Source organism: Acidovorax sp. Leaf160 (assembly GCF_001424265.1).
In the GTDB taxonomy this organism is placed as follows: Bacteria; Pseudomonadota; Gammaproteobacteria; order Burkholderiales; family Burkholderiaceae_C; genus Paracidovorax.
The window spans coordinates 512,246-524,431 of sequence record NZ_LMOV01000012.1 but is presented as its reverse complement, the minus strand read 5'-3'; the positions used below and the strand labels follow the sequence as shown (position 1 = coordinate 524,431).

The following is a 12,186-nucleotide window of genomic DNA, read 5'->3' as shown; positions in this document are numbered from 1 at the left end:
CCTAGCGACCTACCAGCCACCGACCGATCTTCCGCGCGTCCTACGGATGGGCTGACTCGGTGGGGCAGGTTCGACTTGGGTGGTGCTGCTGCATACGGAGCATTTGACCAACAAGTCGAGTTTATGCAGCACGCTCTTCTTGCCTCCATCAAAGCACGGCTGACACAGGAAGTGTGTGGGCTCGTCGGCGCGCTCGGTGAGTTCGGCCGCAGGGCGCAGTTGGTAGGCGAAGAACTCTCCGATCGTTCCCACTTTGGCAAGTCGGTAACGAGCCTTCTCGCTTTGCTCGCCTTCCAGTACGCGTACTCGCTCAGTAAGGGCCTGGATACGCCCGTCTTTTTCGATGACGCTGCCGAGTATCTGCGTGAGCTGCAATTGAGCTTGCACGATCTTGTCCGTGAGGTCGACCTGGATGGTCGTCGCTTTCTGGCTGTCGCGTTCCTTGAGCAGGGCCGCGCCGAGCTCCTTCGCAGCGGCGAGGGCGGTGGTGAGCGATGAAATTTCAGCAAGCATTTTTGGCCGGGCCCTGTGCTGCGAGTGGTGGGTGGTACTTCCATTCTTGCATGGGTGCTCCGGCCGCCCCTCACCCTGTCGGCGATGGCCGCCGCCGGACCTTTTCCATCGCGCACCACCGTCCACGCCGCCGGCTGGCTCGGGGTGTCGTCTCCCATCCCTGCAATGCCTGCCGCGTGAAACAAGGCGCGCGGCTGTTGGGCCGGCGGGGTGGTGCGCGGGTTTTCTTCAGCGGGCCGGCTCTGGCCGCTGGATGCCACGGCGCCGATCACTGCGCCACCTTGGCGTGCAGTGCGCGCAGGGCGGCCACTTCGATAGGCGGCACGCTGCCGGTGGCCCGCATGCGGTCGGTGCAGGTGGTGAGCCAGCGGTCGAGCGCGTCGGCGTCCAGCGTGCCCTGGGCGTCCATCACAAAGATCAGTTGTTGCACCAGCAGCTCCAGCGCGGCAACGCGGTGGGTGAGTGCCTGGGTTGCAGTGTTTTCAGCGGCCGCCGTTGCGCGGCAGGGGGTGTGATTCGTCATGTCGGTAACTGTCTCAATTCCGGCCGGCATCGGCTATGGCGCCGATGAGGCCTTGGGCTCCAGGCGCCCGGCGCACGACGTGGCCCTGGCGGCCTATCACCTGGCGCACAGCTTTCCGGGCGGCATCGCCGCGCTGGCGCTGCGCATGGGCGTGTCTTCGAACACGCTGACGCACAAGGTCAACCCGAACACCGCCACGCACCGCCTGACGCTGAATGAGGCGGTGGATATGCAGGTGGCCAGCGGCAACGCGGCCATCCTGCATGCCATGGCCCAGGCGCTGGGGTACGTGGTCCACAAGGCCACGCCCGACCAGGCCGGCGGCAATCCGACCGAGGCGCTGGTGCTGGCGAGCGTGCAGTGGGCCGACCTAATGCGCGCAGCGGGCGAGCCGATAGCGAAGATGGCGGCCGACCCGGGCCAGCAGACCACGGGGAACGAGATTCGCCGCGTCGAGTATCACGCGCAGGAGGTGCATGCAGCGGTGGGCCACCTGCTGGCCACGCTGCGCGGCCGCATGCGGGCAGCGCCAGGAGGTGACGCATGCTGAGGCTGGGCGCCCAGGTGACCGGGCTGGAGAAAGTGCGCGCCGAAATGGCCCGCCTGGGTGGGCCGCAGCTGCGCGGTGCCATGGCGAAGGCGCTGACGGACACGGGTTTTCAGGTTCGGCGCCAGATGCAGCAGCAGATGGCGCAGAAGTTCGACCGGCCCACGCCGTTCATCACCCGGGCGCCGAAGGTGTTCCCGGCCACGCCGGACAACCTGGCGGTGACGGTGGCGCCCACCTATCGAAGTGAGCTGGGCACGGTCGGCGGAAAGATAGGCGTGGACCCACAGCAGGTGCTGCAAGCGCAGGAGCTGGGCGGCCAGCGGCGCGACAAGCGCAGCGAGGTGGCGCTGGCGCGGGTGGGTATCCTGCCCCGAGGCATGCAGCTGGCGATTCCTGCCACGCCATTTCCCGGCAGCGCGGATGCGTACGGCAACCTGCGGGGGCCGTTCCTTGTGCAGCTCATCAGCTACTTCCAGGCCTTCGGCGAGCAGGGCTACCGGGCCAACATGACCGACCGCACGCGGGGCAACCTGGCCCGGGGCGGTACGGCGTCGCGCCTGGCGAAGGTGGCGGGCCCCACGCTGGGCCGCCGTTACTTCGTGTCCTACGGCAAGGCGCGCGGCGGTGCCCGGGTGACCCGCAAGGGAGAGCCGGACCAGCGGGCCAGCAATCTGCCGGCGGGGATCTGGGCTGTGCTGGGTGCCTCGGGCGCGGTGGTGAAGCCGGTGGTGATGTTCGTGCTCCGCGGCACCTACAAGCCGCGCCTCGACTTCAAGTCGTTGGGCGAGAGCCAGGCCACGCAGGAATACCTGGCGCAGCGCATGCGCAAGCACATCCGTGATGCGGCGGGGGTGTAAGCCATGAACCACTACCCCCACCACATCGGCGACTTCAACAACGCGACCCGCCATCTAACGTTCGTTGAACGGGCGTTGTACCGGGAACTGCTGGATCTGTATTACGACACCGAACGGCCGTTGAACGCCGATGCAACGAAGCTGGCGCGCCGCGTGTTGGCGAACACCGACGAGCAGCGCGAGGCGTTGCAGACGGTGCTGGAAGAGTTCTTCGACCTGCGCGAGACGGGCTGGCACAACGACCGGTGCGACCGCGAGATCGATGCGTTCCATGAAAAACAAGAGCAGCAAAGCCGCGCCGGGCGTGCCTCTGCAGCCAAACGCAGGGGCAAATCAGGGCAGGGCGAGGGCGGCGACTCTGGTACTGGTGAAGGTGGGCGGGCGACCGGTGCGCGTTCGAACGGAAAGGCATCGACCGCGCAACGCCCGTTGAACGACCGTTCAACCAACCAGAACCAGAACCAGAACCAAGAAGAAGAAAAGAAGGCTTCGCCTTCCAAAAGCCGCGACGGCGATGCAGCGGCTTTGGTGACCGATGCGGTGGTCAAGGCCGATGCCGGCACGGTGCCAGCCACGCCCGCCGCCTGGTCGGTGGTGTTCGCTGACGAGTTCGGCGTCGAGGTCTCGCCCGGCGACATGAACGCCCGCAGGAAGTTCTGGCCGCTGGCTGCCGGCTGGGTGCAAAAGGATCTGACGGTCGGCCAGATGCGGGCAGCGGTGATGCGAGCGCAGGCCGAGGCGACGGAGGTGATCGTCTACCTGCCGGCCTACGTCGACAGGGTGCTGGCGTCGATCTCATCGGGCGCTGCCACCGAGTCGCGGCAGGAGGCAGCAGCTCGGGCCCGGATGCAGGAGGCGGCGCCGCTCGCTGCCTCGCGCGGCCCGGCCAGCGCTGCCCCGCCTGCGGCGGAGGGATACACGTTTTTCCAAAGGGCCGCGGAGAGCCAGAGCCGCGCGCTGGAGGTGATGCAATGACGCACGAAGACTTCGTGGTGCAGATTCATTCGGCCCTGGCCGTGCGGTATGGGCGACGGTGGCTTGCCATGTGGGCAGGCCTGGACATGGAGCTGGTGCGGGCCGACTGGCGCCGCCAGCTGCGGGACTACGCACACAGCCCGTCGAGCGTGATGCACGCGCTGGACAACCTGCCCGACCAGGTGCCGACGGCCAACGACTTCCGCCACCTCTGCGCAGCAGGCCCACGGCCCGCCTACCAGCCGCTGCCCGCGCCTGCCACCAGCGCGCAGGGCAAAGCCGCGATGCGTGATCTGCTGGACCGGCTGCGAGGGCAGGGCGGCATTGGTGTGCGCGGCCGAGGCTGGGCCGAGGCGGTGATGACGCGCAGCGCCCGGGGCGAGCAGGTGTCGCCTACCGTCCGGGCCATGGCGGCTGGCGCACGTCGGGTGACCGATAGTGAGGTGCCTCGATGACTTCGAAGAATGTTGCCATTTCACAACGGTTTCGGGTGGGTGTTGCATGGATGCAACATCGAAACGGGTCCTCCCCCCGACCTCTGCGTGCGGGTAATTCGAGCCGCGATGTCCAACTGTTCACGAACCATCCTAAGGGGGTTAAGTGAAGGTGCTGCCTCATTTGGACGCTATCATTTCGCAAGCAGAGTTTGCGCAGATGGTGGGGGTCAGCGAAGCCCGCGTGTCGCAGCTCATCAGCGACGGCGTGATGGTGCGCGGCGACACCGCGCATGCGTGGCTGGTCGGTTACTGCGAGCGCCTACGCGACCAAGCGGCCGGGCGCCTCGGCGATAGCCTCGGGCTGGATCTGGTGCAGGAGCGCGCCGCCCTAGCCCGGGAGCAGCGCATCGGCCAGGAGATCAAGAACGCCGTGGCGCGCAAGGAATACGCGCCGGTCGGGCTGCTGGCCGACGTGCTCGGCCAAGCCGGCAGCGCCGTGGTCGATTGCTTCGAGCAGCTGGAGGGCCTGCTGAAGAAGGCGTGCCCCGACCTGCCCGACGAGGCGAAGACCACGGTGATGGCCGTCCTCGCCAAGGCGCGCAACCAGTGGATCGCCGGCACCGACCGGCTGGTGTCCGACGCCATCGACGCCCTGGCCCAGGACGATGGCCTGGGCGACGACGCGCCCGCCTTCACGGAGTCGGACGCGCCATGACGACCATGCCGCCGACACTGCACCGGGAAACCGCCGAGGCCATCAAGGCCGCCGTGCGCATGGGCATGGACAGCCTGCGCGCCGAGCCACCCCAGCGGCTGGGCGACTGGGCCCGCGACCACTTCAAGCTGGCCGGCGAGAGCAGCCACCAGAAAGGCGACTGGCACGCCTGGCCGTTCCAGGTCGGCATCCTCGACTTCATGAGCGATGACCGGATCGAAGATCTGTACGTCATGAAAGCCAAGCGCGTGGGCTACACGAAGATGGTCACCGCCTTCGTCGCCTACAACATCGCCCACCGCCGGCGCAAGCAGGCGCTCTGGCAGCCCACCGACGACGACCGCGACAGCTACGTCAAGAGCGAGATCGACCCGCTGCTCGACCCACTCACAGGCGTGGCCGCGATCCACAAGGCGCGCAAGCAGGGCAAGGGCATCGAAGAGACCATCAAGTTCAAGCCCTTCCGCGACAGCGTGCTGCACCTGCTGGGTGGCAAGGCCGCACGGGCCTACCGCCGGATCACGGTGGCCGTGGCCATCCTCGACGAGTGGTCTGCTTTCGACCAGCAGATCGAGAAGTCTGGCGACCCGGGCGGCCTGGCAAAGGGCCGCCTCGAGGGCGCCCCTTACCCGAAGTTCGTGGGCGGCTCCACGCCGCGCCTGAAAGGCCTGTGCCACGTCGAGACCGCCTGCGGCAACGCCGATGGCATGGTGCGCTTCCACATCGACTGCCCGCATTGCGGCAACGACCATCCCCTGATCTGGGGCGGCAAGAAACTGGCCCACGGCTTCAAATGGACGCGCGGCCAGCCCGAGACGGTGCACCACGTCTGCCCGCACTGCCGCCAGTCCATCACCCAGGCCGACTACCTCAAGGGTGGCGAGCCCATGCCAGGCGCCTGGGTCTGCGACAAGACGGCGAAGCGCATGGGGCAGGACCGGGTGTGGCGCGACGGCAAGGGCATGCCCTGCAGCCCGCCGCGCCGTCTGGGCGTGCATGTCTGGACGGCCTACAGCCCGCAGCGCGCCTGGTCGGACATCGTCACCGAATTCGAAAACGCCCTGAAGGCGTACGAGGCCGGCAACGTCGGGCCCATGCAGGCCTTCGTCAACGAGACGCTGGGCGAGACCTGGGAGCTGGCCGGCGAGCGCACCGACGAGCATGCCCTGCAGGCCCGCGCCGAACCCTACAAGCTGTGCACCGTGCCCAAGGGAGGCCTGGTGCTGACCGCCGGCGTCGACGTGCAGCGCAACCGCTGGGAAATCACCGTCTACGCCTGGGGCCGTGGCATGGAGTCCTGGGTCATCGACGCCACCGTGATCGAGGGCAACCCGGCCGTCGACGAAGAATGGGATGCCGTCACCCAGCAGCTGCAGCGCCGGTACGCCCAGGAATGGCACGGCGGCAGCCTGGGCCTGAGCGCGATCAGCATCGACTCGTCCGACCAGACCCAGGCCGTCTACAACTGGGTGGCCAAGGCCCAGCATGTGCTGCCGCAGCTGCGCTCCATCAAGGGCGATGGCAACGAGGCCGTCAACATCCTGGGCGCCAGCAGCCTGCAGGAGGTGAACTGGCGCGGCAAGAAGGTCAACCGCGGCATCAAGCTCTGGCGCGTCGGCGTCGATGCCGCCAAGGACCTGCTGCTGGGCCAGCTCGCCATCGAGAACCCCGGCCCCGGCTACGTGCACTTCAGCGACGAGCTGCCCCGCGAGTTCTTCGAGCAGCTGACTGCCGAGCAGCGCGTGCTGGCCAAGGTCAACGGCCGCGACGCCTTCCGCTGGATCAAGCGGCGCCTGCGCAACGAGCAGCTCGACAACCGCAACTACGCCCTGCATGCCGCCTACGGCCTGGGCCTGCACAAGCACACCGACGAGAAATGGGCTCGCCTCGAGGCCTCGGTGCAGCCGCCCGTGGACCTGTTCAGCGCCGCGGCCGACATGCCCGCAGTGCGCACCTCTGATCAGGCCGCACCGCCGCACCTCGTGCCTGAAGCCATGCCCGCGCCGCCACCCGTCCACACCCCCTATCGATCATCTTTCGCGTCCGAAGAATGGAGCAGCAGCCTATGACCCCTATCCACTTTGATGACCTGCAGGGCACGCCTCAGAGTCCAGCCCAGGCAGAAGATGCCGCCATTCAGCTCGAGCGAGAGTTCCTCGCCATCGTGCGCCAGGAGATTGGCATGCACGACCGGCTGGCCAGCGTCTTCGCCCAGGCGCTGGTCAGCGGTCTGCGCAGCCGCATGGGCGGGCAGGAGCTGTACATCCCGGCGCCCGACCGCAGCGAACGCGACGCCGCCATCCGGCGCGAGTTCAACGGCTGCAACATGGACGAGGTGATGCGCAAGCACGGCCTGAGCCGCACGCGGATCTACGAGATCTGCGGCGCTATATCGCGCCAGGGTGTGAAGAATCCGCCTTTTCCCCTAGAAACCGGACAGCGCTCCGCGTAGGGTGCCGCGCATGACTGTCGCAACTGAAATGGTGGCCAAGTACCTGGACGCCGAAACCAACCTCCTGCTCGGCAAAACGGTCTCCTTCGGAGGCCGCACCCTCACCGTCGAAAACCTCTCCGAGATCCGCAAGGGCCGGCAGGAATGGGAACGCCGGGCGGCGGCCGAGTCCAGCGCCGGCCCATCGATGGGAGGCCTCGGCTTTTCCGTGGCCCGCTTCGACGGCCTGGACCGCTGAGCCGGGCCCATTCACCAACACCGCAGGCCTTACCCCATGAACATCGTCGATCGCCTCGTTGCCTGGGCCAATCCCGTGCAAGGGCTCCGCCGCGCCCACGCCCGGCACACCCTGGCCCACTACGAAGGTGCCAAGCCTAACCGCCAGCGCAAAAACCGCACCGACAACAGCAGCCCGAACACGCTGGTGGGATCTAGCGCCGCAGCCTTGCGTGCCCACGCCCGGTATCTCGAGCGCAACCACGACCTGTCTCGTGGCGCGCTGCGGGTGCTGGTGAACAACGTGGTGGGACCCACAGGCATCGGCATCGAGCCGCAGCCGCGCCGCGCCGACGGCACCATCCATGCCGAGTACGCTGCCGCGCTGCGCGAGGCCTGGCGCGACTGGCAGCGCAAGCCCGAGGTGACCGGCCGGTACCGGTGGCCGCTGGCCCAGCGGCTTATGGCCTACACCTGGCTGCGTGACGGCGAGGCCTTTGCCCAGGAGCTCGTCGGGCCGGTGCCTTACTTGCAGCATGGCACTCGCGTGCCTTACTCCCTCGAGCTCTTCGAGCCCGACCTGGTGCCGCTCGACTATGACGACGTGTCGAAGGGCATCCGCCAGGGCATCCAGTCCAACGCCTGGGGCCAGGCCACCGGCTACCTGGTCTACAAGGGCGACCCACGCGACTTCATGGTGCTGCGCGACCAGGGCGCCCTGAAGACGATCCCCGCTGAGCGGGTGCTGCACATGGCGACCCTCGACCGGCTGCACCAGCAGCGCGGCGTTTCGGAATTTGCCAGCGTCATCACCCGGCTGGAGGATCTCAAGGACTACGAAGAAAGCGAGCGTGTCGCCGCGAAGGTCGCGGCCTCGATGACGGCCTTCGTCAAGCGCAATGAACCCAACGGCTATGAAGGCGCCGGTCCCACACCGCAACGCGATGCCGATGGCAACCCGCTGCCCCGCGATCTCCGCATGCAGCCCGGCATGGTCATCGACACCCTGCAGGTCGGCGAAGAGATCGGCATGATCGACAGCAACCGGCCCAATCCCAACCTGGTGACCTGGCGGTCGGGCCAGCTGCGGGCGTTCGCTGCCGGCATCGGTGCCAGCTACTCCAGTGTCAGCCGCGACTACAACGGCACCTACAGCGCGCAGCGGCAGGAGCTGGTCGAGCAGTGGGTGCACTACGCTGTGCTGGCCGACGAGTTCGTCGGCATGTTCGTGCAGCCGGTCTGGGAGTCGTTCGTGCAGGCCGCTCACCTGGGCGGCATCGTCCGCATGCCAGCCGACCTGCGCGAGGGCAGCGCAGACGATGCGCTCTTCGTCGGCCAGTCCATGCCGTGGATCAACCCCGTGCACGAAGCCAACGCGTGGGAGACGCTGGTAAAGGCCGGGTTCGCGAGCGAGGTCGAGGTGATCCGCCGCCGAGGTGGCAACCCGCGCGACGTGCTGGAGCAGGTGGAGTCGTTCCGCCGCGAAGCCGCCGAGAAGGAGCTCGTGTTCTCCAGCAACGCAGCCACGCAGGGCGGGGTGGGCTTCGGTACCGCCGCAGAGGCCGGCGCCGATGACGATGAGCTGCCGCGTCGCGGCGGCAGCGCTCGCGAGGAAGAAGAATCGGGCGGCGCGTGAAGATAGTCCGGTTTCTTGGGTAGAAACCGGACAGGCAAATCCAGACACTGAGGGCTCTCCATTCGAGAGCCCTCAGCACATGTCAAAGCCCGCACAACCCTGGTACGCCATCCGCCGCAAGAACGCCATCGCAGCCGCTGCCATCGGTGTGGCGGCCGCCGCCGAGATCCTGATCTACGGCGACATCGGCGAAAGCTGGTACGAAGAAACCACCAGCGCCAACAGCTTCGTGCGAGAGCTCTCCGAGCTGGACGTCGATGCCATCACGGTGCGCATCAACAGCCTGGGTGGCAGCGTGCCCGATGGCATGGCCATCTACAACGCCATGAAGCGCCACCGCGCCACCATCACCGTCGAGGTGGACGGCATCGCCTACAGCATAGCCAGCCTGATCGCCATGGGCGGTGACATCGTGCACATGGCCAGCAACGCGCTGCTGATGATCCACGCGCCCTGGACGGTGGCCTACGGCAACAGCGCCGAACTGCGCGAACTGGCCGACCAGCTCGACACCTGGGCCGCCGCCATGTCCACCAGCTATGCCGCGCGCTCGGGCGACCAGCCCGCGGCGCTGGCTCTGCTGACCGACGGCAAGGACCACTTTTTCACGGCGCAGGAAGCGCTCGATGCCAAGTTCATCGACGCCATCACCGACGCCAACCCCGTCGCCGCGTCCGCCGCCCGCGACATGCCCATTTCCCGCTACCGCTCACTGCCCGCGGCGCAAGCCCAGGCCGGTGGCACTCCCGCGGCCGCCGCCGCACCTTCCGCTGAAGAGGACTCCATGAAGAAATTCCGTACCCATGTGCTGCAGAACGCCGTCGGCGCTGCTGGTGCAGTGGCAGGCGGTGGCGGAAGCGCCGCCGCGCCTGCTGCTCCCGCCGTCGATGCTGCCGCTGTGCTGGCCGCAGACCAGACGCGTCGCAACGGCATCGCCGCCAGCTTCCGCGCGTTCACCGACCGCCCTGGCGTCGGCGAGCTGATGGCGCGCCTGCAGAACGACCACAGCGTCACCGTCGAAGCGGCTGGCGCGCAGCTGCTGGCTCATCTGGCAACCGGTGCCGGTCCCGTCGCGGGCGGCCACGTGGTCACCACCGTGGAAGACGAAGCCGACAAGCACCGCCGTGCGGCCGAGGGCGCGCTGATGGCCCGCGCAGGCCTGGCGAAGGCGGAAGGTGCCAACCCCTTCCGGGGCTACACCCTGTCCGAACTGGCCCGCGCCAGCCTGACGCGCGCTGGCTTGAAGTCCGAAGGCATGGACAAGATGACCTTCATCGGCGCCGCCTTCACCCACAGCACCAGCGACTTCCCCGGCCTGCTGGCCAACGTCGCCAACAAGGCGCTGCTGACCGGCTACCAGGAGGCAGAAGAAACCTTCCAGCTCTGGACCCGCGCCGGCACGCTGCCCGACTTCAAGCCCGGCAGCCGTGTGGACCTGAACATGTTCCCGAGCCTGCGCAAGGTCGCCGAGGGCGCCGAGTACAAGTACGCCACGGTAGGCGAGCGCGGCGCGCCCGTGGTGCTGGCCACCTACGGCGAGCTGTTCTCCATCACCCGCCAGGCCATCATCAACGACGACCTCGACGCCTTCACCCGCGTGCCGCGCATCATGGGCCGCGCTGCCATCCGCACCGTGGGCGACCTGGCGTACGCCATTCTCACGGGCAACCCGGTCATGGCCGACGGCAAGACGCTGTTCCATGCGGACCACGGCAACTTGCTGGCAGCCGCTCCCATCACCACCGCCAGCGTGGACGCCATGCAATCCGCCATGGCGCTGCAGAAGCAGGGCCAGGCCATCCTGAACATCGGCATGAAGTACCTGCTGGTGCCGCGTGCACTGCGCGGCGTGGCCAACGTGGTGCGCGCCAGCGAGTTCGAAGTCGGCTCGACCAAGAACAACACCATCCCCAACAGCGTGCGCGACACGTTCGAGGTCATCAGCGATGCCCGCCTGGACGCCGCCTCCAGCACGGCCTGGTACGGCGCGGGTGGCGCGCAGATGCATGACACCGTGGAGGTCAACTACCTCGACGGCAACGACCAGCCCTACCTGGAACAGCGCCAGGGCTGGAATGTGGACGGCACCGAATTCAAGGTGCGCATCGACGCCGGCGTCAGCGCCCTCGACTGGAAGGCGCTGGCCAAGAACCCCGGCGCCTGATCGGCGGCATGTGACAGGGCAGGGCGCCACCGCGCCCGCCCGCACCCCACACCTTCAATCTTCTAGGAACCGTCATCATGAAAAACTTCGTTCAGATCGGCGACGTGCTCGACTTCACGCCCGCCGCGGCCGTAGTCAGCGGCGCGGTCGCCGTGATCGGCGCGCGCGTCGGCATCGTCGTGGCCGACATCCCCGCCAACACCCTCGGCGCGCTGCGCGTCAAGGGGGTGGTGGAACTGGCCAAGCTCGGCACCGACGTGGTCGCCCAGGGCGCGCTGCTGTACTGGGACGCCACCAACTCCCGCCTGACCACCACCGCCAGCGGCAACGTCCTGGCCGGCTACGCCGCCAAGCCTGCGGGCAACGGCGTCAGCACGGTGTGGTTGCACCTCAACGCTTGAGCGACGCACGGCCATGTCCCTCGCTCCCTTCGCTGCCATCGAAGCCCGCGTCAACGGTGTCGCGTTCGCGCGTCTTGCCAATGCTCAGGTAAGCATCGCAGGCGGCCCCGCGTTCGGCGGCATCTTCGAGGATGCCTACGCCACGGGCGCGGTAGGAGCGCTGGGGATGGCGTCCACGCAGCCGGTGGTGGTGGCTCCGATGGCACTGGTGCCGCATGAATCCGTTGGCATGCAGCTAGTGGTCAACGGCACGTCCTACGTCATCGGCGCAGCAGAGCCGGATGGAGCCGGTGCCATGCGCCTGCTGCTGGAGAACGTGCTGTGAGTTCGCTCAATGTCGCCATCAGCGCAACGATGCTGGCCCTTGCCGGCATCTCGCCACAAGTGTCGCGCCTGCGCCTGCGTCCCATCCAGTCGGGTCAGAACACGGCCGTGGTGGTGAAGCCCGTGCAGACGGAGGTCGGCGAGTCGGATATGGCCGGTCTGCCGGTCGAGTACGGCTCGCAGATCGGCATTGAGTGCTACGGGCGCGCCACGGCTGCCGAGACCACCGACGTCGTTGTCGACTCTCTTGCCGAATCCGTGATCGCCCGCTTGCTGGCCGACCCAACTCTCGGCGGCGCGGTCAGCCATCTGCGTTTCGTCGGCGCCTCCTATGACTTCGACATCGACGCCGAAGCCACGGGGTGCGCCACCCTGATTTTCATCGCCCGGCATCGCACCGCCGGCACCCATTTTTAACTGGAG

15 protein-coding genes are annotated in these 12,186 nt (G+C 67.7%); 13 read left to right on the top strand and 2 right to left on the bottom strand.

Annotation, left to right across the window (positions count from 1 at the left end; translation table 11 throughout):
- Positions 1 to 9 precede the first annotated feature (9 nt).
- Both ASF94_RS21195 and ASF94_RS08935 read right to left on the bottom strand, forming a co-directional pair.
- Positions 10 to 513, bottom strand: a complete 504-nt coding sequence (locus ASF94_RS21195) for a hypothetical protein (protein WP_156382463.1) — start codon at positions 511 to 513, stop codon at positions 10 to 12.
- Between the two features lie 268 nt (positions 514 to 781).
- The gene (locus tag ASF94_RS08935) at positions 782 to 1,036 is read right to left on the bottom strand and encodes a hypothetical protein (RefSeq protein WP_056664508.1); all 255 of its coding nucleotides are present in this window, start codon (positions 1,034 to 1,036) and stop codon (positions 782 to 784) included.
- Between ASF94_RS08935 and ASF94_RS08930 the strand changes: the two genes are divergently transcribed.
- The 13 genes from ASF94_RS08930 to ASF94_RS08870 all read left to right on the top strand — a co-directional run bounded on the left by ASF94_RS08930 (position 1,035) and on the right by ASF94_RS08870 (position 12,180).
- On the top strand, positions 1,035 to 1,586 hold the full coding sequence (locus ASF94_RS08930) for a phage regulatory CII family protein (protein WP_082493099.1): 552 nt from the start codon (positions 1,035 to 1,037) through the stop codon (positions 1,584 to 1,586). The two genes, ASF94_RS08935 and ASF94_RS08930, sit on opposite strands and share 2 nt — an antisense overlap.
- Positions 1,580 to 2,443 carry a hypothetical protein gene (locus ASF94_RS08925; protein WP_056664501.1) on the top strand — a complete coding sequence of 288 codons (864 nt, stop codon included), beginning with the start codon at positions 1,580 to 1,582 and terminating at the stop codon, positions 2,441 to 2,443. The genes ASF94_RS08930 and ASF94_RS08925 overlap by 7 nt, the downstream gene beginning before the upstream one ends.
- 3 nt (positions 2,444 to 2,446) lie before the next feature.
- Positions 2,447 to 3,418, top strand: a complete 972-nt coding sequence (locus tag ASF94_RS21190) for a YdaU family protein (RefSeq protein WP_056664498.1) — start codon at positions 2,447 to 2,449, stop codon at positions 3,416 to 3,418.
- Complete coding sequence (locus tag ASF94_RS08915) at positions 3,415 to 3,873, top strand: hypothetical protein (protein ID WP_056664494.1); 459 nt, start codon at positions 3,415 to 3,417, stop codon at positions 3,871 to 3,873. Before ASF94_RS21190 ends, ASF94_RS08915 begins: the two co-directional genes overlap by 4 nt.
- Positions 3,874 to 4,036: 163 nt before the next feature.
- On the top strand, positions 4,037 to 4,570 hold the full coding sequence (locus ASF94_RS08910) for a hypothetical protein (protein WP_235505304.1): 534 nt from the start codon (positions 4,037 to 4,039) through the stop codon (positions 4,568 to 4,570).
- On the top strand, positions 4,567 to 6,639 hold the full coding sequence (locus ASF94_RS08905) for a phage terminase large subunit family protein (RefSeq protein ID WP_235505303.1): 2,073 nt from the start codon (positions 4,567 to 4,569) through the stop codon (positions 6,637 to 6,639). Before ASF94_RS08910 ends, ASF94_RS08905 begins: the two co-directional genes overlap by 4 nt.
- The gene (locus ASF94_RS08900) at positions 6,636 to 7,022 is read left to right on the top strand and encodes a Mor transcription activator family protein (protein WP_082493097.1); all 387 of its coding nucleotides are present in this window, start codon (positions 6,636 to 6,638) and stop codon (positions 7,020 to 7,022) included. Before ASF94_RS08905 ends, ASF94_RS08900 begins: the two co-directional genes overlap by 4 nt.
- Positions 7,023 to 7,032: 10 nt before the next feature.
- A complete protein-coding gene (locus ASF94_RS08895) occupies positions 7,033 to 7,260 on the top strand; it encodes a hypothetical protein (RefSeq protein WP_056664925.1) in 228 nt (75 codons plus the stop codon).
- A 36-nt stretch (positions 7,261 to 7,296) separates the two neighbouring features.
- Complete coding sequence (locus tag ASF94_RS08890) at positions 7,297 to 8,874, top strand: phage portal protein (protein ID WP_082493095.1); 1,578 nt, start codon at positions 7,297 to 7,299, stop codon at positions 8,872 to 8,874.
- Positions 8,875 to 8,953: 79 nt separating this feature from the next.
- Positions 8,954 to 11,038 carry a ClpP-like prohead protease/major capsid protein fusion protein gene (locus ASF94_RS08885; protein ID WP_056664491.1) on the top strand — a complete coding sequence of 695 codons (2,085 nt, stop codon included), beginning with the start codon at positions 8,954 to 8,956 and terminating at the stop codon, positions 11,036 to 11,038.
- A gap of 77 nt (positions 11,039 to 11,115) precedes the next feature.
- Positions 11,116 to 11,439: a DUF2190 family protein gene (locus tag ASF94_RS08880; RefSeq protein ID WP_056664488.1), complete on the top strand. Its 324-nt coding sequence runs from the start codon at positions 11,116 to 11,118 to the stop codon at positions 11,437 to 11,439.
- Between the two features lie 13 nt (positions 11,440 to 11,452).
- The gene (locus ASF94_RS08875) at positions 11,453 to 11,764 is read left to right on the top strand and encodes a hypothetical protein (protein ID WP_056664485.1); all 312 of its coding nucleotides are present in this window, start codon (positions 11,453 to 11,455) and stop codon (positions 11,762 to 11,764) included.
- Positions 11,761 to 12,180: a hypothetical protein gene (locus tag ASF94_RS08870; protein ID WP_156382462.1), complete on the top strand. Its 420-nt coding sequence runs from the start codon at positions 11,761 to 11,763 to the stop codon at positions 12,178 to 12,180. Before ASF94_RS08875 ends, ASF94_RS08870 begins: the two co-directional genes overlap by 4 nt.
- The last annotated feature ends 6 nt before the right edge of the window (positions 12,181 to 12,186 follow it).

Bases quoted from the DNA above. Each gene is read 5' to 3' on its own strand.
- ASF94_RS21195 (WP_156382463.1), bottom strand. From the start codon at position 513: ATGCTTGCTGAAATTTCATCGCTCACCACCGCCCTCGCCGCTGCGAAG.
- ASF94_RS08930 (WP_082493099.1), top strand. From the start codon at position 1,035: ATGTCGGTAACTGTCTCAATTCCGGCCGGCATCGGCTATGGCGCCGAT.
- ASF94_RS08935 (WP_056664508.1), bottom strand. From the start codon at position 1,036: ATGACGAATCACACCCCCTGCCGCGCAACGGCGGCCGCTGAAAACACT.
- ASF94_RS08925 (WP_056664501.1), top strand. From the start codon at position 1,580: ATGCTGAGGCTGGGCGCCCAGGTGACCGGGCTGGAGAAAGTGCGCGCC.
- ASF94_RS21190 (WP_056664498.1), top strand. From the start codon at position 2,447: ATGAACCACTACCCCCACCACATCGGCGACTTCAACAACGCGACCCGC.
- ASF94_RS08915 (WP_056664494.1), top strand. From the start codon at position 3,415: ATGACGCACGAAGACTTCGTGGTGCAGATTCATTCGGCCCTGGCCGTG.
- ASF94_RS08905 (WP_235505303.1), top strand. From the start codon at position 4,567: ATGACGACCATGCCGCCGACACTGCACCGGGAAACCGCCGAGGCCATC.
- ASF94_RS08900 (WP_082493097.1), top strand. From the start codon at position 6,636: ATGACCCCTATCCACTTTGATGACCTGCAGGGCACGCCTCAGAGTCCA.
- ASF94_RS08895 (WP_056664925.1), top strand. From the start codon at position 7,033: ATGACTGTCGCAACTGAAATGGTGGCCAAGTACCTGGACGCCGAAACC.
- ASF94_RS08890 (WP_082493095.1), top strand. From the start codon at position 7,297: ATGAACATCGTCGATCGCCTCGTTGCCTGGGCCAATCCCGTGCAAGGG.
- ASF94_RS08885 (WP_056664491.1), top strand. From the start codon at position 8,954: ATGTCAAAGCCCGCACAACCCTGGTACGCCATCCGCCGCAAGAACGCC.
- ASF94_RS08880 (WP_056664488.1), top strand. From the start codon at position 11,116: ATGAAAAACTTCGTTCAGATCGGCGACGTGCTCGACTTCACGCCCGCC.
- ASF94_RS08875 (WP_056664485.1), top strand. From the start codon at position 11,453: ATGTCCCTCGCTCCCTTCGCTGCCATCGAAGCCCGCGTCAACGGTGTC.